Source organism: Brucella sp. NBRC 12950, assembly GCF_030268145.1.
Lineage (GTDB): Bacteria > Pseudomonadota > Alphaproteobacteria > Rhizobiales > Rhizobiaceae > Brucella.
Genome location: NZ_BSQC01000020.1, coordinates 62,368 through 82,714, shown reverse-complemented (window position 1 = coordinate 82,714; position 20,347 = coordinate 62,368). Strand labels below are relative to the sequence as shown.

Below are 20,347 nucleotides of genomic sequence, written 5' to 3'. Positions count from 1 at the left end.
CCACGCAAAACTGATCGTTGGCCTTTCGACAAGAATAAAAAATCCGAAAAGTGTTCCGTGCCGAATAATGCGGAGGTTCAGCCAAAGATTGCGAATTGGTCTGCCCATCAAGCAAATCGTGCTGGCTCGAACGTGAGATGATGCGACAAAATACGTTGCTCGGTGAAGATTGTTTTCGCTGACAGCTCGACGAGAACCGAATATTTTGCTGATGGGCTTGGGTAGGAAACGGATATGCAGAATTCAGTGCGATTGAAATCGTTCGAACTTGTTGCGCAAGACATCACCACTGTTCAAATCGATCTGCTTCATGGACTTTCAATGGGCGTTCGCTGGCCGCATCGCCCAAAAGACTGGGAACTGTTGTTGAAAAGCGGACAAGGTTTGGTTGCGGTTGATGGAATTGGTCGCGTGTTCGGGAGTGCGATGTGGTTCCCGTACGGCGATGATTTTGCCACGATTGGTATGGTAATCACATCGCCACGCAACCAGGCACAGGGAAACGGCCGTTGGCTTATGGATCAAGTCCTCGAGCGCTGTGCGGGCCGCCATCTTAGCCTTAATGCGACCCCTGCCGCCCATAGCCTCTATATTTCTATGGGTTTCGCAGACGAAGCGACCGTTTATCAATGCCAAGGTGAAGTCGCATTGACACTCCCGCAACTGCCCCCTCTTGAAGGAGAAATTGTTAATCTTTCAATGGATGACTTTGATGAGATCAATCAACTGGATAGCAGTGCATTCGGTGTTGATCGCCGTGCTTTACTAAGGCTGATCGCCGATACTGCTGCGATAAGCGGTTTAATGCGCAATGGCCGACTGGTCGGCTTTTCGTTTTGCCGGGAATTTGGGCGCGGGAAAGTCATCGGCCCAATCGTTGCAAATGGAGATGAGGATGCAATTCATTTGACCGCGAGCCATCTTGAAGAACTAAAAGGGGAGTTTGCGCGTGTCGATACACGCGAGAAAGACGGCCCGTTCCCGCAATTTATCGCACAATGTCGGCTGAAAATCTTCGGAACAGTAACCACTATGTCGAAGGGGAAGCCCTTTCTGAGCAAAAAAGCAGGCGAGCCATGGATTTATGGTCTCTCTGCTCATGGTTGGGGATAAAGCCACATCAGCTACTGCTCGGACGCCAGTGCATCCTCGAGCCCTAAAGCTGGATACATCCCTACAATTGCATCAATATCGTCCATTAACTCAGCAATAAGCCAATCGCGAACCTCAGACACTATCGGACGCAATGGCCGGTCTCGTAAACGTACGAGATGGCACTTACGATGCGTGGACAAAAACCGATTATGCGCTGGGACCAAGGCTTGCGTACGCAGCCAGTGGGCCACGACATTTAGCCACCCGATCGCTACACCTTGTCCCAGCAATGCCGCCTGCACGACAATTGCGTAATCCGAGAACAGCATTTCATCGTGAGTGCCTCGACCTCGCGCAGGCAAGAAAAAGTCGGGCCAGTTTGGTTGCGCCTCACTAAGATTAATCAAGGTTGTTGCCGGTTGATCAAGTACCGAATCTTCATCCCTTTGTTCTCTTTGATAACTCGGACTGCAAATCGGCATTAAAATCTCCGGCATGACAAAGGTCGCTTCATGATTGTCATCGCTGCCGTTCACAAAACGCATTCCGAGATCAACATCGTTCACAGGTCCGGCCAGCGGCCCCATGATCAACTCAAATCTCAGATCAATCCCCGGAAACGCCGTCTTGAAAGATGCCATCCTCGGCATGACCCAATGCGTCGTGAAACCGGTCGATAAGGATAACGTAACTGTCTGTACGCCCTGCTTTCGGTCACTGATTTCTCGAAGAGCCTGTTCGATACCGGCGAATCCTCGTTGGATCGATTCATTTAGAATTTTCCCATACTCGGTCAGTGTGACCCCGTTCGTCGTGCGCACAAAGAGTTGCACATCCAAATGCTCTTCCAACCTCGCAATCATTCTGCTGATTGCTGCTGGTGTGACGTTGAGCTCTTGAGCCGCTTTGGAGAAGTTTCCATGCCGCGCGGCAGACTCCAACGTGAAAAGTCCGTTCATAGAGGGCAGAATGCGTCGCAGTGTAGTCATTACATTTTGTAACACCCCGTCAAGCTTTTTTCAATTGCACCAATCCCAGATATTTGTTCTCATCTCAAACCAAGAGAGGAAAATATCCTCCATCTTCGTCAGGGGAACAAAACATTTAGTACCGGTAAACGCTTCAGAGAATGCGCTTCCGCTCCTTGTTTCGCTTTTCCATTGCATGCAACAGAGCGCGACCACTTCAGCGTGGAGACGTCGGGATTTAGTCAGTGAAATCAGATGACTGAAACGAAGAATTCTATCAGTGTGGGAGTTTCAATCCGATCCGCTACGAAAACCTATGGTGCTTTTTGCGCACTGGATTCCGTCAGTTTGGATGTCGCACCAGGCGAGTTCATTTCTATTCTTGGGCCCTCCGGTTCAGGAAAAACAACGTTTTTGGGGATCCTGGGAGGTTTTGTGCAGCCCACATCAGGATCAATCTGGTTGGGCGACCGCGATATTACATTGGAGCCACCTCACAAGCGAGACATTGGCATCGTTTTTCAGAACTATGCATTGTTTCCGCATATGAATGTGTCCGATAATATCACATTTCCTTTGCGGGCGCGCCGTGTTCCGAAAGCCTATTGGCCCGAGAAGTTGCGCGAAGCTTTGGCCATGGTCGAACTGACAGGGCTCGAAAATCGTCAGATCCATGAACTATCCGGCGGACAAAGACAGCGCGTCGCCCTCGCCCGTGCAATGATTTTCGAACCTCGCCTCATTTTGATGGACGAACCCCTATCGGCGCTCGACAAGCAGCTCCGGGAAAACATGCAGATCGAACTCAAACAGCTCCATCGTAAACTCAAAGCGACAATCGTCTATGTCACTCATGATCAGCGTGAAGCGCTGACAATGAGCGATCGCGTTGCCATCATGAACAAAGGCAAGATTGTCCAAATCGATACACCGGAGATGTTGCACGATCGACCGGTTGACGCTTTCGTTGCAAGCTTTATTGGCGAAGCCACCCTTATGCCAGTATCGCGTGAGGGCGATCATTCGGTTCGCTTCGCGGGAACGGTGCTGCGATCAGCATACCCGATACCAACAGGCGATAAGCTGTTTCTTGCCCTCCACTCTGAAAAGCTGGTCGTGAGCGGATCGCCGACGCAACCGGAAGGTCTTAATCGCCTACACGGCAAAGTCGTCGAGGCACTTTATCAAGGCGAGAGTATTCGCGTTTTTATCCAACTTGCTTCAGGCGAGACTATCAGTTTCCGCCTTCCAACAAACCACGCTGGGCGGGCGCAACTTCGTGCGCCTGGCGAAGCTATCGAAATCGCACTTCATCCCGAAGACACGGTAATTGTGCCTGAAGTGAACTAATCACCATGCAAAGCACTATGAGGAAAAGAACATGAAGATCACTGACTTTAAAGTGATGACCTTTGACGTTGTGGGAACGTTGATTGATTTCGAAACCGGCGTGCTGAATGCAACGCGAAAAGTCGGCGGCGAAAAAGCAGCAAAACTAACCGACGACGAAATTTTCGGCCCTTATATTCGCGGCCGCGACAAGTTTTACGGTCGCTCCTCCTCTGCAATGAAGGATGTCTATCTTCATATGGCGTCTGAGCTAAATCTCGCTGACGATCAAGCGGCTGCAGAGCTGTTCCAATTTGCAATCCTCCAACACCCTGCGTTCGACGACTCTGTTGCTGCACTCAAGAGATTGCGCAAAAATTTCCGTCTAGTTGCCATGACCAACGCCGATCGCACCACATTCTCAGCCTATTCGGAGACTTTGGAGAATCCTTTCCACGATAGCGTAACCTGTGATGAAACTGGCTATGCCAAACCAAATCCCAATTTCTTTGCATTTAACAAAGGGCGTCAGTCGGCCTTCGGATTCAAACCTTCGGAAATCCTGCATGTCGCGCAGAGCCAGTATCACGACATCGGTATTGCAAAAGAACTTGGCTATACGACTTGCTGGATCGAACGCCGACAGGGACAAAAGGGCTTTGGTGGCACACCTACACCAAAAGATGTGACAAAGCCCGACTTCCATTTTTCGACGCTCAAGCAGCTTGCAGATGCCGTTGACACGGAAGTTTACGACGCTTCAGTTGCGAACGCAGCCTAACAGCGGAGTGTCACCTCATCATGGCGACCCAACCTCCCTTTGACGATATCAGATCACTCTGGCAGTCCACGGCCGCAGAACGTCCGCAGTTTTCAGCAGTCGCGGGCGCTGCTCAATATGATGTCGCAATCGTTGGCGGTGGATATACTGGCTTGTCGACGGCTCGCTACCTGGCGCGTCAGGGGCTTTCAACAATCATTTTGGAAGCAAGTCGCATCGGATGGGGTGCAAGCGGGCGCAATGGTGGCGTCGTTTCCGCAAAATTCCGGCTGGCTTATCGCGATATTGCCAGCCGGTTTGGAATTGATGTTGCACGTCGTATGCACGATGTCGCAATTGAAGCCGTCGAACATGTGGCAGAGCTTGCCCGCGATTATGACATAGAAGGCGCCAATTATAGGCCTACCGGCTCCTTACGTTGTGCGCATAACCAACTCTCATTCGACATGCTCAAAGCCGAGTGCGCCTGGCTAAATGATGCGTTAGGCGACAACGCTTGCTCGATACAGTCTGCAGACGAAGTCGCAAAGGAGACCGGATCGAAAGACTTTGTCGGTGCTATGCTCAACACGCATGGAGGCGTCATTCATCCTCTCAACTTCGCCTTTGGACTGGCGCGCGGCGTTGCAAATGAAGGTGTGACTATCTGTGAAAACACACCAGTCTTAGGCTTCAGGAACGAAACAGACGCGGTGATTGTTGAAACAGCAACAGCCACGCTACGCGTAAAAAAGGTGGTTATCGCAACCAATTCTTATTCCGATCTCACATCGGCAACGGCTCACGTTAAAAAATCAATTATTCCTTTTCGCTCCGCAATGATCGCGACAGAGCCCCTCACCAACACGGAAGCGGCGACTTTGCTTACAAACGGTCGCAGCTATACTGAAACACGACGTATGATGCGCTGGTTTAGAAAATCCGAAGAACGTCTCATTTACGGCGGACGCGGAGCATTTGGAAAATCCGATTCAGAATCTGCCTTCGCCGCTTTGCAAAAAGCCATGATCAAACAGTTTCCAGAGTTGGAAGCTGTCAAAGTAACTCATCGATGGTCTGGCTTGGTCGCAATGACTCTCGATAGCCTGCCCCATGTCGGACGGCTCGACAACAAAATCTTCTATGCGCTTGGTTACAATGGCACCGGTGTGGCGATGTCGTCCTATATTGGCAAACATGTCGCGCAATTGGTCGCGGGTCATAAGGTCGATCTGGGATTACTGACGGAGCTGCCACTTAAATCAATTCCATTTTATGGTCTGCGCGCGCCAGCAGTACGCTTAGTCGCAGGCTGGTATCAGTTCCTCGACGCCATTGGGCGATGAGGCAGTAAAACGCTGCGCGCCGGAGCAGTAATCCAACCGAGCCGGCAAATATAAAAAGGGCCTTGCGCCCATTAGAGGAGAACAAAAATGCGCATGACCGTTTCAGCATTCCTCCTGTGTTCAGCTGCCCTTTCTTTTGGGGCAGGCTACGCTTCGGCCGATCAGATCACTTTCGTTTCACAAGGCGGCGCTTATCAAGAAGCGCAGACCAAAGCCATCCTCGACCCCGTCGCAGAAAAGCTTGGCATAACGATCAATCAAGATAGCTCCCCCGATGCATGGCCGGTGATAAAAACGCAAACCGAAACCGGAAAACCAGTTTGGGACGTCATCGACACGCCGGCAAAAGATTGTATCCGCGGCGGAGAGCAGGGTATGATTGAGAAACTGGATTTTTCTCAACTTCCCAACGTCAAGGACATGCCGGTCGAGTACAAATCGCCTTATTCGGTGGCGTACGAGTTTTATTCGAGTGTACTCGCCTACAACAAAGAGAAATTTGGCGACACACCTCCGCAAACCTGGGTCGATTTCTGGGATGTCGAGAAGTTTCCCGGCACACGCGCTTTGCGTAACCATCCATTGGCAACGCTAGAAGCTGCATTGATCGCCGACGGCGTCCCTGTCGATAAACTTTATCCTCTTGACGTTGATCGTGCGTTCAAGAAACTCGAGAAAATTAAGCCCTTTGTCACAGTCTGGTGGACATCAGGCGCACAATCCGCTCAACTCCTTGCAGATGGCGAAGTGGATATGACAATGGCATGGAACGGTCGTGTTTCCGCTGTGGTCAAAGAAGGGTTGCCCATTGGTTACACATTCAATCAGGGCTTTTTGCAATATACATCGCTCTGTATCTTGAAGGGCGCTCCGAATTTGGAGACCAGTGTAAAGTTTATAAATGCGGCACTGGACCCTGAGATTCAAGCAAACTTCCCGGCCTATATTGATTACGGCCCAGCCAATCCTGCAGCTTATACGACCGGCAAAATTAGCTCTGAACGGGCAGCTGAAATGCCAAGTTCACCAGACAATGCAAAAAAGCAAGTTCTGATTTCAGATCAATGGTGGAGCTCGAAAGCCGGCGAAGAAGCTCAGAAGCGGTGGGCCGAATTTATCCAGAAATAATCAGACCATGCTCGCGCGTCCAGGCATCGCGCGAGCACTATTATTTTTTCTTGGCATTCATTGGATGTCGTAAATTTCGGCGGTGAAATCGATGCGCAACGCGACACTCAATCCAAGTGAAATCCATCGACGCAAAGAAACGCGGTTGATGGTCTTTCTTCTGGCACCAGCCCTTACGGTCGTTACTGTGTTGCTGATCCTACCGCTTCTCTGGCTTGCCTGGCAGTCGGTATGGCAAGACGGAGGATTTACTGTTGTCCACTATCAGCGCTTTCTGACTGATAACGTCTACTGGATGACATTTCTTCAAACCTTCAAGATCGCATTCATTGTCACAATCGTATCAGTCTTGCTCGGTTATCCGATAGCCTATCTTGCAGCGACCGTAAGCCAGAAATGGAGCATCATCATTCTGGCAATGGTTATTCTGCCATTCTGGACTAGCGTTCTAGTCCGCGCTTATGCGTGGTTGATCCTGTTGCAACGCACCGGATTGGTCAATTCCGCAATGAAGTCGCTCGGCCTCATCGATGCTCCGCTGCTCCTGGTGAATAATGAATTTGGCACGGTCGTTGCCACGATCCACATCCTGCTCCCATTCATGGTGCTACCGCTTTATGCGACAATGCAGAAAATTCCGCACGAACTCTCAATGGCTGGTTCAAGCCTTGGTGGAACACCCTACTATGTATTCACGCGTGTCTTCTTACCCTTGTCGTTACCAGGCATGATCGCCGGCATGGTGCTGGTCTTCGTGCTGACGCTTGGGTTCTATATCACGCCGGAATTACTCGGTGGTGGCCGAACTTACATGGTCTCAATGCTCGTTTCGCGAAATATCGAAGTTTATCACGAGTGGGGCGCAGCGTCCTCAATCAGCGTGGTGCTACTTATTTGCGTGTTTCTGATCTTCCGACTAGCCAGTCTTTTGATCCCCTTTGAACGCATTATGGGAACGAGGTAAGGCCATGTCAGTCCCGCGTATCATCCTCATCTCGGTCGTCTTGATGGTTCTGGTATGGCTCGTCCTACCTATCCTCATCATTGTTCCAATGTCTTTTTCTGGTACGAGATTTTTGGCGTTTCCACCACCAAGCTGGTCACTTCGATGGTATGAAAGCTATTTGACGAGCACCGCCTGGATGCAGGCCACGAAAGTGAGCTTAATCGTCGCCCTCGGCAGCGCCCTTTTATCCACAATCATCGGAACGGCTGCAGCATATGCCCTGAACCTTACGTCTTCAAAGCTTGTGCGGAGCGTCCAGGTGGTCTTATTGCTGCCCCTCGTCGTTCCCATCGTCATCACCGCCGTGGGCGTGTTCTTTGTCTATGCAAAGATCGGAATGCTCGCGACGCTATCGGGCCTCATTCTCGCCAATCTGATGCTTGGGCTGCCCTATGTTGTAACATCGGTGTTGGTAGGCTTGCGGAAATTCGACCCGACACAGGAGATGGTTGCCCGAAGCCTGGGGATGAACCGCTTCCGTGCATTCTTTGCAGTGACCCTCCCACAGATCAAAGCAAGCGTCATAACAGGCATGCTTTTCGCGTTCATCTCTGCCCTTGATGAAACCGTCGTATCGCTCTTCATTTCTGGTGGACAATACCAAACGCTTACCAAACGCATGTTCACAGCACTACGTGACGAGATCGACCCAACGATCGCATCGATCAGTTCGCTGCTCACTGCCGTTTCGTTCATCGTCGTGATGCTTGCAGCCCTGAGCGGCGGACGGCAACGCCGCAAGCAGGCCTCGATATGATGACGGATTATCTTATTCTTGGTGGAGGTTCGGCAGGCTGCGTTCTCGCTGCCCGCTTGTCTGAAAATCCGAAAAAACGTGTCGTGTTAATCGAACCAGGACGCGACATCACCCATGCCGATATGCCGGACGCCATTCGTAGCCGCTATCCAGGGCGGGCCTATCTCGACACCCGCAACATCTGGAGTGGCTTGCAGGCTCGTATGGGCACGTTCTTCCCACAAGGCGACCGTCGTGGCTTACGCCGCTACGAACAAGCGAAAATTCTCGGCGGCGGATCTGCGATCAATGCGCTGATGGCCAATCGTGGTGCACCTGAAGATTACAATGAGTGGCACGAACTAGGTGCGCAGGGTTGGAGCTGGGACGAGTGTGTTCCCTATTTTCGTAAGATAGAATCTGATCGCGACTTTTTTGATGAGAACCACGGTCAAGAAGGCCCAATTTCCATCCGACGCATTGACGATATGCATATTTCGCCATTCGTGAAACGTGTGATGCAAACGCTCGACAAAAAGGGTTGGCCAATCGGGGCCGATCAAAACGGCGAATGGCGGGATGGAACCTTTCGAGGAGCGGTTGCCGTCAGCGATCAGGGCGAACGATTGCCAACATCGATCGCATATCTCGACAGCAACGTCCGAAGACGCCCGAATTTGAAAATTATGACCGGCTTCACAGCGTCCCGGATATTGTTTGACAATAGAACCGCGACAGGCGCTGTTATCAAATCAAACGATGAGGAAAGCCCCGACTTCGTCATTACGGCAAGGCAAGTGATCATTGCCTCAGGAGCAATTCATTCGCCTGCATTGCTGATGCGCTCAGGTGTGGGGCCCAGCACTGATCTGATGGGGTTGGGCATCCCGATCGTTCATGCACTTGAAGGTGTTGGGCAAAACCTGATGGAGCATCCATCTATTGCGGTTGCAGCTTACTTGCACAGAGCTGGGCGAAATAAATATCCTGAAGAACATCACGAACAAGCAATCTGGCGATACTCTTCCGGATTGCCTGCCACACCCAAGGGTGACATGCATGCAGCGATACTTTCGCGTTCGGGCTGGCATTGTGTCGGCCACCGCATTGGAAGCTTGTTCTTCTGGGTGAATAAATCCTACTCACGAGGTAGCGTCAAACTTTCGTCCAAAGACGAGACCATTGAACCTGACGTCGATTTCCGGATGTTAAGCGATGAACGAGACCTTCTAAGATTGAAAGATGCAGTCAGAAAAGGGGCTGCTATCTTTGCCGACGAATACATGCGCGATTTTGCATGTAACGTCTTTCCATCGAGCTATACGCCGCGCGTCGCGCGTGTTGCCGTGCCAAGCCTGTGGAATGCGGTACAACGAGGAGCCCTTGCTGCACTCTTAGACATCGCTGGCCCCGCACGTGGAGCTGTCATACAGTCATTGGTCACACCAGGAATAAAAATTCTATCGTTGCTTCATGACGATAAGGCGCTCACAGACTTCGTACGCCGGCACGTAGGAGGGACATGGCATGCATCTGGTACGTGTCGGATGGGGGCCGTCACCGACGCCCACGCTGTCACAGATTCAACCGGCAAAGTTCATGGCGTCGAAGGACTTCGCGTTTGTGACGCCTCTCTCATGCCTTCTATACCTTGTGCGAACACGAATCTCCCGACAATCATGATTGCTGAGAGAATTTCTACTTTCATAAAGAATGAACGCACATGATCTGGGTTAAGCCATCTGCGCCTCGCAAATGTTTGGCCCACCAGATTGTCGGCAATATGAGATGTGAAAAATCAGCCTTAAACGCGCTGCCCGACCCAGGGCAGCGAATGTCGTTTTTGCTGCTAAGAGACGTTAATGACGGCTAATATATCGCGTGGAAACTATATCAGGGTCCGTTCTGTCTCCGACCCATAAATCAGTAATTCGCAATGCGATATAATCGACAGAGCGATTTGCAGTTCATCCCAACCTGCCTTTTTTGCCTCGATAACCAGGCGAGAGAAGGAAGGTTCGAGTGCGAACTCACATTCGGCACTATAACCATTCTCCTCGACAGCTTTCGTGGGAACATTGATCATCAATGCGCTCATTGCTCTTTGACTCCCAAAAAATGGAGAGACTGTGGACGCGATTATACGCGTAATTTATGTCCGCAGTCCCCCTATTGCGCTCTGAACTTAATTGAAGTGATACGAAGCCTTCAGGAAAACACTGTGAAAACTCACATTGTCCTTAAACACTTCGTTGTTCGACTTTTTGCCAAGGTCCGTGAATAGATATTCCGCACCAATGCTCACATTCTCAAAGGCCTTGTAGTCTAAGCCGGCACCGATACTATAACCGAACCGCACATTGCGTTTGGTTTCCACAGATGATCCGTCTATTGAGAATTCATTCTCGACGCCACCATATGCCAGGCCGCCTGTTCCGAAAACCAGAAGCCGATCAACAGCGTAACCAAATTTTGCCCGTATAGTCCCGATATAGTCGAGTGACTGGCGCATTTCCAAGCTATGGGCCTGATATCTCGCATCAACGAAACGATCCCACTTTAGGAAGTTGATATCAGCGACTGCTCCCAGCACAAGTTTGTTTTCGAATTGATGGTTATAGCCGATATGTACACCCCCGATGAAGGTGTCGCGGCGACCACCCGAACTATAGGTGATCACGTCTGCTTGCGTGCTTTCACCTGCAGCTGCCATGCTTCGCGCATTAAAACTGTCGGAACTAAGCGAGGGCGGCTGATCGGCGGAGAGCGTCTCAACTGTGTCCTGCGTCACGCTAACACCAGCACTGGTGTTTGGCGTTGAGCCTGTTGCCCAGGCTTCGCAGGGATCGGCAAAAGCAACTGCTTTAGTGTTTTTTGTTGAAGCCGTGGCCCAGGCAAAATCACCGAGGCTACAGGACGGGTTAACCGGTATTTCTGGTTCTATCGGGGTTGATGGATCAACCGGCGTGGGCGTCGAACGTACGGGCACATGAGGCGCAGACTGCCCGCGTGCCCAGCCAATTTGTCCGCCGATGTAAAGGCCCGTCCAAATTGGCGGCGCCTGATAGACAGGTGGAGCAGAAATTGGGTCAGGAACAACAGGATCAGCTGCAAACACTGGTACAGCGGAACTCAACAGCATTCCAATTGTCAGGGCTTTCTTCATGGTCTGTACTTTCTGAGAAGGAGACTGCGACCCTCACCTCGCCTGGCAGGACGGCCAGTCTGAAACATTGGTCGCAGTCTTTTTAGCGGTGCGAGGGGCTAACTCAGTTTCCACCGCCGTTAAGAGCACTATTGAGGGCTGCGCCATCAAAGCCGAGCGATATCGTTCCGGTATTCACAGCACCTGCTGCGACAGTAGAGATACCTGCAAGGTCGGTGCCATTGCTCAGGATATTGACCGAACCATTAATGTCCGCATTATTGAAGGCTTCATTGACGGCATAGACGCCCAGCGCGGGACCAGAGGTCGAGCTTGCGACCGTGTTGTTGATACCGAGACTGAGATTGCCCAGAGACGCGAATGTACCATCCGCAGCAAGCGCTTCTGCGGCAGTGCTTGAAGTTGAGGCGGATGCCTGAGATACTTCACCGTCGAGATACTTCAGATCCGTCAGCGATACTTCCATGGAAGTTGTGGTCGAAGTGTTTGCAGCAGACACCGCGGTCGCAATATGACCCGTATTGACTGCACCGGCTGCTACCGTCTTGATGACTTCTGTCGACTTGACAATGGCGCCACCAATTTTAACTGTTTCTTCAAGAGAAACATTTGCCTTCAAATGGGCATCCACATCGACACCGAGTTCAATGCCGCTTGCGAGCGGATTGGTAATATCAACCGAAACGGCTTCAAGATCCACCCCAGCTGACAGTCCGGTGTCGATCGAGCCGCTGATCTCACGGGTCGCCTCGAAGTTCGGAACTCCGATAATATTGACCGAGCCGTCGATTTCGCCGGTGTTAACCGCACGATTAATCCAGTTGCCGTTCTCGAACTGGCGCATCTGATCAATGACTGGCTGTCCGATTGTGTCAGAGAGTGTTTGAGCGTTGGATGCGGTGCCAACGCCCAAAAGTAGCATTGCAGTCGATGTCGATACTAGAAATTTCTTCATCTGTCGTCTCCCGATGGCAGCCCCCAGACCTGCCGGTTTCGTTCAATGTCATGTGCTGGGGTGCACACGGTTTTCCCGCCTCGCAGGAACAAGTGCTCAAGAACCAGAGGCTTCCGCGCCGCTGTCTCCGGGAACCCACCCACCTTTGGCAGCATCCCATTTCATCAGGCTCTTCTGCTGCAGATTGTTCGGAACGTCCTTCTCAGGCGTCGGCGGATTGGCGGTTGGGGTTACTGTTGGAACCGTTGGGGCAACTGGCAAATCGTTTGCCGATTGCGGCGCCTGCGCCTTTCTCTCCGCCAGTGCTGCAACAGCTTTGCCGGTGGAGGTACCTTCTATATCGCCATGCATTTTCTCAATGTATGCCCGACAGTCGGCATAGTTCTGCGCTGCCATGACCTGGGTGAGAAGTTCAAATGTGCCAAGATAAAGCATCTGACGCAGCGCAAAATGCAGCGCCTCGCGTTCACGACCACCTATCTGTGCGTTCACCAATGTATCGCCAAAGAAGCGTCCGGCAGTGGCGCCGTACTCACTGGCGTAAATCTGCTTATGGATCGGGACGTTCGCAACAATACGCCCGCTTGCCGCATCGGTGAGAGCCAGATCGATACCAACCAACATTCTGTTCTGGCGATACTTCGCACCAACGCCTGCCACTTCCGCCTCGACACCTCCTCCTGGAATAAAATCGAGGCTGTTGATACTGCCCGTGACATAATAGCTTGTCGGAATAATTCGCCGGTTGTCGCGGATCTTCCATTCCATTTCCGTCGTGGTCACGCGCGGGTCGCGACGATTTACAATCGTCGTTCCTGCTTTGAAAAGCGCTGATTGAACCATGTCACCAGCACCCTGCGTCACAAACTTGCCCACGCCACCATCTGTGAAGCTTTCCTTCCCAGTTTGATCCAGGATCGCGCCAACGGAAAAAATTACATTTTTGGAGATGCGTCCGTTCAAGCACGTCAAAGCTCTGTCAAACGGAGTAACAATGTCAGATATCGGTGGCCCGTCCAGCAACTTCGCATTCATTTTTGGTGGAGTGATGGCGGTCGCTGTACATGCTGAAAGTGACAGAGCAAAACCAATCGCCGTCATCGTGCGCGTGAATATCATAATATCACCCGCTCCTATCGACAGCCCGAAGTCGATGACATCGTGCCGGACTCGCCGATATTAACACTTCCATCCTGGCAACCATTGGACGTGGAATTGCTATCGATGTTTATGCTATTGTTGTTTCCTGTGAGATCGATATTGGTCGTCGTGTTGTTGACCGACCCGATCGCATTGGTATTCTGGCCAATATTGTTATTTGTCGTCGTATGATTTGTAATTGTCTGGTTGAGCGTCGTTTTCCCGAGCGACTCATAATAGCCCTGCTCTCTCTTTTCGATCATATCGGCCTGCAAAAGCCGCAGGTTTCGATCTGTCGAAGACGAAAAACTATAATTACCCGTCCAGTCTGTAGCCGGCGACATTGTATTTTGAGCAAACGATTCCGTTGCAGAAAACAAGGTGGCAGTTGCTCCAATCGCAACCGCAAATTTTAACGCAGTAATACACCGCACAGGAATAGCCCCTCCTGAATAGATGAAGTATCTATTTTGTGACTATTGCCTATCATCGCGGTATTGTTGATGAAATCCCACGATCAGGGGGTATGTTACGAATTAGAAATCTTCGAAGTGTTTTTCCGACCATAATTAACGGAGATATAACCATAAGACATTGCAGCATGAACTGCTTGTGTTCGCGTCGTCACTTCCAATTTTCGAAATATAGACTTCGCGTGGTCACCGACCGTATATTCTGACAGTCCAAGATTCTCTGCGACCTTGGCATTCGTGTGCCCGAGCGCAAATTGGGACAAGACCTCAACTTCACGTTTCGTAAGCTTGAGAGAAGGGGCGACCACGAGCTTCTTGGGTGCGTTTCTAGCTCTTTCAACGAGGTTGAGATTCCGCATAATTTTTGCTTCAAGCACTTCGAAATCAATCGGCTTCGTCAGATAGTCATCCGCACCGAGTTTCAATCCGTCAAGAATATGCGTGCGGTCACCAAGAGCTGAGAGAAATAGAAATGGCGTTGATGCAAGGTGTGCAAGCTGCTCACGCACCCGCTTCAGCAGCTCGAGCCCGCCAAATCCCGGCATCAGTATATCGCAAAGGATAAGATCGGGATGAATTGTTCTTAGTGAGTTGAGCGCCTCTTCACCGCTCGACGCAGATAACACGTTGAATCTGTATTTCTTGAGGGCGAAGATAAGTTCGGCACGAATGTCAGCTTCATCTTCGACGCAAAAAATCGTGTATTGATTATCCATTGCCTAATCCGCCCATTGGAAGCTTTAATTCAAAAGTGGTCTCTCTTTTCGATGTTCTGCAATGAATCGTGCCGCCGTGGAGGCGTGCAAGCGTGTGGGAAAGACTTAAACCCAAACCGCTTCCTTCTAAATGGGAAACATTGCTGGCGCGAAAGAAACGGTCGTAGATTTTTGGGAGATCCCACTCCGGAATTCCAATACCAAAATCTGTCACTGAACAGACAATCTGTTCTCCGCTGATCCGTACCCAAACATCCACGGGAGTTGATGCGGAAGAATACTTCTCCGCATTAGACAGCAGATTGACTACTATCTGCTCAAGAAGCGTCGCATCGCCTTCAATATACATGGGGCCTGAACCAAGTGTCACATTTAACAATCGGCTCGGGTAAATATCACTATGGTAAGAACAGGCATTCTGAACAATTTCGACGAAGTTCACGCGTGTTACCAATAGCTCCAGTCCGCCTTCCGTCATACGGTCATTGTTGATCGTACTTTCGATGATCAGCCCCAGTCTTTTTACGGCCGTTCGTATGCGTTGGGAGCGCTCGACTAGAACAGCGCGCGTGACGTCTTCAGGCCACTTCACAAACCGTTGCGCAATCATGTCAATAACCGCTATTGGCGTACGAAACTGATGCGAAACTGTTGTCAGAAAATTCTTGTAGATTGCAATTGTCTGGCGCTCGTTATCGAGTGCCACCCGAAGCGCCGTCGTTCGCACTGAAACCGTATCTTCAAGTTGCTCCTTATGGACCATCAACTCGGACTGCGTCTTATTAAGGTTTCTTATGTTCGCTACGAGAAGCCAGGATAACGCGCCTCCAGAGGCAAGAAGCCCGAGAATAGCGGTCATGACCAATGAAATTGTCTCGAGCTGCCTATCGATTTTCTTTCCTGATTGCCTGGGTAGTTCAATCACTGTTTTATTACTGAGACGATCGAGCTCATCGAATATCGGCGAAATAAGTCCATACAAAACGTTCGCATCAAGCGGCACGCGCTCAAACGCCTGCTGGGCCGTTGCGAGAATTCGGTCGATCTGTTCGAGATGCTTCTGACCATCAATCCCCACGTAAAATGAGTATTGTGGGTTGTCATTTAGGAGATGAACACGGCTAAAGAGGATGTCAAATTGCAGAGATAGTAGAGCTTCATCTGGTTTTCCCGGCGCCGTGAGAAGAACCTCTGTTAACTTGCGAGCAGCTCTGTCAGCCTGCGCAACGTTCCACAGCATGTTCTCACCTGTGGTCGATGAAAGCGTGCGGTGAACGGCATAGAGCTGCAGGAACGCGTAGACCAACATCACTGCGAAAATCGCGATGGCAAAAGTGGCAACGATAAAGCCCCTGTTGCGGATCATCGTGATTTCATTCTCAGCTCTTTGAGCTGCCATGCCCAGCGGTTATCGAACCGAGGATCTCTCAGTTCTTCAAACTGATCCCTGGGATACACCAGCCAGTGCGGCCCCTTGTCACGAACTGTAAGGGGTTGCCCATCCATCGATGTCGCCACAAGCACATCGTACTTTGCTACATCCTCAAACGGTATATCTATGACGTAATCATTAAGTGCCGATGCGATCACATGCGAGTAGTCCTTTGCTTTGGGCTCGATACCCGAAGCCTTCAGGAGATCGGCCAGGCGCACGCCCGCAAATTCATGCGAACCTGAAGTCCATGCGGTGTGCGTGGTGAGCGTATGTTGCGGGAGCTTCGCAAGGTCATGTGATGAATACGTAACTATCTTCCCGTCTGAACCGACGACACGCAATTCACCGATCTTGCTTGCTAATACTGTCGACTGAAACGCTAATAGGATTACGCAAGCAGCAAATGCGATAGAAATTATTCCAGTAGTAACTCGCTGATTTAACATCAATACCTGCCCCGTTCTTTAATTGGAGGCGGTAATTATTCACACAAAAGCAAAATCACCGAACCCATCCGGTAATTTCACAATATTTCCAAGCCGCCCCGACGCAGTTTACTCAAAATATCATTTCAAGCAACCCGCTCCCGCAACGGAATTTAAGCAATCGCTAACAGCATGCATATCCCTAATTTCAGGGATATTCCTACGAAAACTAGAATAAACCGCTCTGGGTGATCGGATTGGAAGCTCAGCGCAACACGGCGCGGATCGCAGTGGTCACGATTGTGGTGGCGCTTGAAGTTCTACTTTTTCACCCATGCGGTTCCAAGCGTCTAACCCAGCTATTTTATAGGCTTCGGCCAATGTAGGAAAATTGAAGGTATTTTCAACAAAATATTCGACCGTGCCTTTGAGATTGAGAACAGCCTGACCGATGTGGACGAGTTCAGTTGCGCCTTCGCCAACAATGTGGACACCAAGCAAACGACGCGTTTTTAACGAGAATATGAGTTTGAGCAGACCTGCTTCCAATCCCATAATATGACCGCGCGAAGTCTCGCGAAAACGCGCAACGCCGCATTCATAAGGAATGCCCCGCTCCTTCACCTCTTCTTCTGTCAGACCACATGTTGAAATCTCCGGCACAGCATAAATGCCGTATGGAAAGTATTTTTGTGGCTCCTTTGCAATTGCTCCTACTGCGACACGGGCTGCAATACGCCCCTGTTCCATGGAAGTTGAAGCTAGGCTTGGAAAGCCGATCACATCACCAGCTGCGAATATTCCGGGCACATCTGTCTCGAATGTTTCTGGATTCACCTTCAATCTGCCTCGGTCGTCAGCGTGAAGACCAGCGGCGGCAAGGTTTAGTGAGCCCGTCGCCCCCGTGCGACCGGCCGCAAACAGAACCATGTCGGCATTGATCGTGCGGCCCGTGTCAACGACAACTGAGGCCTTACCGGATGCAAGTCGCTCAACCTTATTCACCCTTTGGCCGAGCAGAAGCTTCATGTTACGGTCGCGTAGCTGATAGGTAAAATCGTCGACGATTTCTCGATCAATAAAATCTAGAATTGTACTTTTAGGATCGATTAGCGTAACCGCGGTATCCAGGGCGGAAAAAAATGTGGCGTATTCAATACCAATCACCCCAGCGCCTATAACGACGATAGAACGCGGAAGCTCTTTCACATCGAGTAATTCATCGCTGTCTAAAACCACCTCGGCATCGAATGGAATGTGATCTGGTCTGAACGGCTTCGTGCCAACGGCTAGAATAATCGATTTTGCTGAGACGACTGTCGTTTCACCATCTTCCTTAACCACCTCCATCGTATCGGATGTGATAAAGTGCGCGCGGCCGTATATGAGTGCGACACGGTTTCTGGCAAACTGGTGTTCCAGCACTTCAACTTCATGGTTTAACGTGATCAACAAACGACGGCGTAGGTCGTCGGCAAGGATTTCCTGCTTTACTCGATATGCCTGGCCATAAAATCCTCGTTCCCGCCATCCGGATAAATTCAACGCAGTCTCGCGAAGAGTCTTTGAGGGAATCGTGCCAGTATGCACTGAAACGCCGCCAACGCGCCTACCTTGCTCGATCACAAGCACACTTTTGTCGAGTTTAGCCGCCTGTATCGCGGCCCGCCGCCCTGCCGGCCCGCTACCAACCACAATCAGATCATACAGGTTCATTCAAAACTCCACTCAATGAATTCAGGCGCCGTCCGTCCACGGTGCAAACCGCTGCGCTAAAACTTTTAATGGGATAGTTTGAAGTTTCAATAACAGAATCTTAGAAACAATTGCCTCCACCTTCAAAGTCACCTAGCAAAAACAAGCACGTCAGTCTGTCATTACGCTTGATGCCAAACATAATGTAAGTCCATCTGGCATGGCCGATTTTTGGCAACAGTGGCGGAACGGAAAAGCGCCAAGCATTCAGCCAGTTGCATCGACGTCGAAAGAAAATGTCTTTGTCTCTCATCCAAACGTTTCCAGAGGTCGGCAACTACGCCGACTGACGATTGGAATGGCGACTTATGATGATTTTGACGGCGTCTACTTCACACTTCAGGCTTTAAGGATGTATCATCCAGAAACGGTTGACGAGGTAGAGTATCTCATCGTTGACAACAATCCCGATGGCGTGTGTGGCGAGCCCATTCGACAACTTGAAGCTAAGGCTCCGAATCTACGTTATATTCCAGTGCGTGAGCGAAGTGGTACAGCAGTCCGCGACTATATAATGAGCGAGGCCAGTAGCGATTATGTCTTAAGTCTCGACTGTCACGTCCTCCTTGTCCCTGGCGCTGTTTCACGCCTAATCAAATATTTCCAAATGCACCCGCACACAAACGACCTTCTTCAAGGGCCTTTGGTCTGGGATGAGTTGAACCGTGTCGCTACTCATATGGAACCCTCTTGGCGCGCGGGATTCTACGGCAATTGGGGTGAAGACGAGAGAGGCCTCGATCCTGATGGCGCCCCATTTGAAATCCCAATGCATGGACTGGGCCTCTACGCTTGTAGGCGCCAGGCGTGGCCTGGTTACAACAAGCAGTTCCGCGGGTTTGGTGGTGAAGAGGGTTATATTCATGAGAAATTCCGGCAGGCGGGTGGACAAACTCTCTGTCTCCCCTTCCTTCGATGGCTTCACCGTTTTCAGCGGCCCCTAGGCGTGCCATATAAAATCAGCTGGGAAGACCGTGTACGAAATTATCTCCACGGGCTGACTGAGTTAGGTTTGCCAGCCGAGGATGCGCTTGAGCATTTTCGTCAGCATTTGGGCCCAGCAGGCGATCATCTCATCGAAAAGGCGTGAAACGAGATCGCGCAGTTGAGCTTGGCATCTTAGGCGCTTAGACAAACGAACGATGAGCAGTTTGACGGCAGCATTCAATTCAATATTTGCGCGGACCATGCAGAACAATGCGATCTTGAGATGTCGTATCGGAAAATGGTTCGCCCGAAGGTATTGCGATGTGGAGGGTCAGTCCTATTGAAAGGCACTAAAATCGTGGCATACAAAGCCTTTGAAGATGGCCGCGCCACGGAACCTCAGCGGACGGAAACCCTCATATGTTACTGCTATTGAACGTAGTCCGCTACAATCCGATACCCGTCGAAGCTTCACATAACGAACCCGCAACACGGCAAGCGACCACAAAAGCTTCCAAAGCTCAACACTGGTTGATTTCGGCGCGATATTTTCGTTCGAAGTCAACTGTAGGAATACCTGGCCTGATAAGGATGCATATAGACGCCTGATCCCGGCAACGCTCTTGAGCGACGCGATCGCAACTAAACGGGGCACAAGTCGCATTCCGATCAGTTTGAGCTTAAGCTGCTTCGATCGCATCTCAGCACGGACAGGTTGAGCTTTCTTATTTATGACAAGCTTTACCGTCATCCTTTCGATAGCGATCAGACAAAGTCGAACGCGGTCCAAATTCCTCCCAGTGCTTCGCATTTATTTCCTCGGCCTCATTTAGAGTAAGGCGACGGACGGTTCCTGGCCAATGCGCCAGCACTCACGTTTAACCTGAATAAGGTCATTCAATGCCGAGTAAACGAAAGATTGCTTGCGGTTTAACGGCTTTGCACCGTTAAATCTCTGAACGGGAGAGTCAAATGCCTTTTACGAGC

At 50.7% G+C, this 20,347-nt stretch carries 18 protein-coding genes; 9 read left to right on the top strand and 9 right to left on the bottom strand.

Going from position 1 to position 20,347, the window contains the following annotated elements:
• Window positions 1-234: 234 nt before the first annotated feature.
• Window positions 235-1,113 carry a GNAT family N-acetyltransferase gene (locus QSJ70_RS25000; protein WP_285540600.1) on the top strand — a complete coding sequence of 293 codons (879 nt, stop codon included), beginning with the start codon at window positions 235-237 and terminating at the stop codon, window positions 1,111-1,113.
• Between the two features lie 11 nt (window positions 1,114-1,124).
• On the opposite strand, the gene QSJ70_RS24995 is transcribed toward QSJ70_RS25000, so the two are convergent.
• Entirely contained in the window at window positions 1,125-2,084 is a 960-nt protein-coding gene (locus tag QSJ70_RS24995; RefSeq protein ID WP_285540597.1) for a LysR family transcriptional regulator, read from the bottom strand.
• A 234-nt stretch (window positions 2,085-2,318) separates the two neighbouring features.
• Here QSJ70_RS24995 and QSJ70_RS24990 point away from each other — a divergent pair, with 234 nt between their 5' ends.
• The 7 genes from QSJ70_RS24990 to QSJ70_RS24960 all read left to right on the top strand — a co-directional run bounded on the left by QSJ70_RS24990 (window position 2,319) and on the right by QSJ70_RS24960 (window position 10,095).
• The gene (locus QSJ70_RS24990) at window positions 2,319-3,413 is read left to right on the top strand and encodes an ABC transporter ATP-binding protein (protein WP_285540594.1); all 1,095 of its coding nucleotides are present in this window, start codon (window positions 2,319-2,321) and stop codon (window positions 3,411-3,413) included.
• Between the two features lie 31 nt (window positions 3,414-3,444).
• Window positions 3,445-4,173, top strand: coding sequence for an HAD-IA family hydrolase (locus QSJ70_RS24985; RefSeq protein WP_285540592.1), 729 nt, complete (start codon window positions 3,445-3,447; stop codon window positions 4,171-4,173).
• A gap of 20 nt (window positions 4,174-4,193) precedes the next feature.
• Window positions 4,194-5,498 carry an NAD(P)/FAD-dependent oxidoreductase gene (locus QSJ70_RS24980; RefSeq protein ID WP_285540591.1) on the top strand — a complete coding sequence of 435 codons (1,305 nt, stop codon included), beginning with the start codon at window positions 4,194-4,196 and terminating at the stop codon, window positions 5,496-5,498.
• A gap of 93 nt (window positions 5,499-5,591) precedes the next feature.
• On the top strand, window positions 5,592-6,626 hold the full coding sequence (locus QSJ70_RS24975; protein WP_285540628.1) for an ABC transporter substrate-binding protein: 1,035 nt from the start codon (window positions 5,592-5,594) through the stop codon (window positions 6,624-6,626).
• A gap of 91 nt (window positions 6,627-6,717) precedes the next feature.
• Entirely contained in the window at window positions 6,718-7,590 is an 873-nt protein-coding gene (locus tag QSJ70_RS24970) for an ABC transporter permease (RefSeq protein ID WP_285540588.1), read from the top strand.
• 4 nt (window positions 7,591-7,594) lie between these two features.
• Window positions 7,595-8,389 carry an ABC transporter permease gene (locus QSJ70_RS24965; RefSeq protein ID WP_285540586.1) on the top strand — a complete coding sequence of 265 codons (795 nt, stop codon included), beginning with the start codon at window positions 7,595-7,597 and terminating at the stop codon, window positions 8,387-8,389.
• Window positions 8,386-10,095 carry a GMC family oxidoreductase gene (locus QSJ70_RS24960; protein WP_285540584.1) on the top strand — a complete coding sequence of 570 codons (1,710 nt, stop codon included), beginning with the start codon at window positions 8,386-8,388 and terminating at the stop codon, window positions 10,093-10,095. Before QSJ70_RS24965 ends, QSJ70_RS24960 begins: the two co-directional genes overlap by 4 nt.
• A 458-nt stretch (window positions 10,096-10,553) precedes the next feature.
• On the opposite strand, the gene QSJ70_RS24955 is transcribed toward QSJ70_RS24960, so the two are convergent.
• The 8 genes from QSJ70_RS24955 to sthA all read right to left on the bottom strand — a co-directional run bounded on the left by QSJ70_RS24955 (window position 10,554) and on the right by sthA (window position 18,394).
• On the bottom strand, window positions 10,554-11,534 hold the full coding sequence (locus tag QSJ70_RS24955; RefSeq protein ID WP_285540582.1) for an outer membrane protein: 981 nt from the start codon (window positions 11,532-11,534) through the stop codon (window positions 10,554-10,556).
• Between the two features lie 103 nt (window positions 11,535-11,637).
• Window positions 11,638-12,489 carry a hypothetical protein gene (locus QSJ70_RS24950; protein ID WP_215781508.1) on the bottom strand — a complete coding sequence of 284 codons (852 nt, stop codon included), beginning with the start codon at window positions 12,487-12,489 and terminating at the stop codon, window positions 11,638-11,640.
• A gap of 96 nt (window positions 12,490-12,585) precedes the next feature.
• Window positions 12,586-13,608 (bottom strand): CsgG/HfaB family protein, encoded by a 1,023-nt coding sequence (locus QSJ70_RS24945; RefSeq protein WP_285540579.1) that lies wholly within the window; start codon window positions 13,606-13,608, stop codon window positions 12,586-12,588.
• Window positions 13,609-13,622: 14 nt separating this feature from the next.
• Complete coding sequence (locus QSJ70_RS24940; protein WP_215781505.1) at window positions 13,623-13,892, bottom strand: hypothetical protein; 270 nt, start codon at window positions 13,890-13,892, stop codon at window positions 13,623-13,625.
• A gap of 266 nt (window positions 13,893-14,158) precedes the next feature.
• The gene (locus QSJ70_RS24935) at window positions 14,159-14,818 is read right to left on the bottom strand and encodes a response regulator transcription factor (protein WP_285540577.1); all 660 of its coding nucleotides are present in this window, start codon (window positions 14,816-14,818) and stop codon (window positions 14,159-14,161) included.
• Entirely contained in the window at window positions 14,811-16,184 is a 1,374-nt protein-coding gene (locus QSJ70_RS24930) for a sensor histidine kinase (RefSeq protein ID WP_285540574.1), read from the bottom strand. The genes QSJ70_RS24935 and QSJ70_RS24930 overlap by 8 nt, the downstream gene beginning before the upstream one ends.
• Window positions 16,181-16,699, bottom strand: a complete 519-nt coding sequence (locus QSJ70_RS24925; protein ID WP_285540572.1) for a putative pterin-binding protein — start codon at window positions 16,697-16,699, stop codon at window positions 16,181-16,183. The genes QSJ70_RS24930 and QSJ70_RS24925 overlap by 4 nt, the downstream gene beginning before the upstream one ends.
• Window positions 16,700-16,972: 273 nt before the next feature.
• The gene (sthA, locus tag QSJ70_RS24920; RefSeq protein WP_285540570.1) at window positions 16,973-18,394 is read right to left on the bottom strand and encodes a Si-specific NAD(P)(+) transhydrogenase; all 1,422 of its coding nucleotides are present in this window, start codon (window positions 18,392-18,394) and stop codon (window positions 16,973-16,975) included.
• Between the two features lie 199 nt (window positions 18,395-18,593).
• Between sthA and QSJ70_RS24915 the strand changes: the two genes are divergently transcribed.
• Complete coding sequence (locus QSJ70_RS24915) at window positions 18,594-19,523, top strand: glycosyltransferase (protein ID WP_285540568.1); 930 nt, start codon at window positions 18,594-18,596, stop codon at window positions 19,521-19,523.
• Window positions 19,524-20,347 lie beyond the last annotated feature (824 nt).